Annotated in this window: 1 protein-coding gene; it reads right to left on the bottom strand. The window is 54.6% G+C overall.

Annotation, left to right across the window (positions count from 1 at the left end):
• Positions 1-335: hypothetical protein (locus FN960_RS23700; RefSeq protein ID WP_221936837.1), on the bottom strand; the 335-nt coding region annotated here is incomplete at both ends.

Genomic DNA, 335 nt, shown 5'->3' on the forward strand with positions numbered 1-335 from the left:
CGGGTAAGCGCGGAGGCATAGCGTTCGTCGATATAATCGCGAATAGCTTCAAATAGTGCCTGGCTGCGTGAGGCGGTCTGGATTTGGCTGCCAAGCAAATCGCGGCAGTGGCTAAGCAGGCTGGCGACGATAAGCCTTGCCGTTTGCTGCTCCTGCGGCTGCATTTGCATTTCATTGAGCGTTTGTAGCAGAAAAGAACCTATGCGTGGGCCGCGCCGGGCGACGTGTTGCTTCGCCAGATTTTGATATTGTTTGCCATCCCATTGCACGACGCTGAAGCCGAGTTGCTGTTTGCCAAACAGCACGCTAAAGGTGGTAGCGGGTGTTTTCCATTG

Origin of the sequence: Alkalicoccobacillus porphyridii (assembly GCF_007293315.1) — a bacterium.
GTDB classification, from domain to species: domain Bacteria; phylum Bacillota; class Bacilli; order Bacillales; family Bacillaceae_D; genus Alkalicoccobacillus; species Alkalicoccobacillus porphyridii.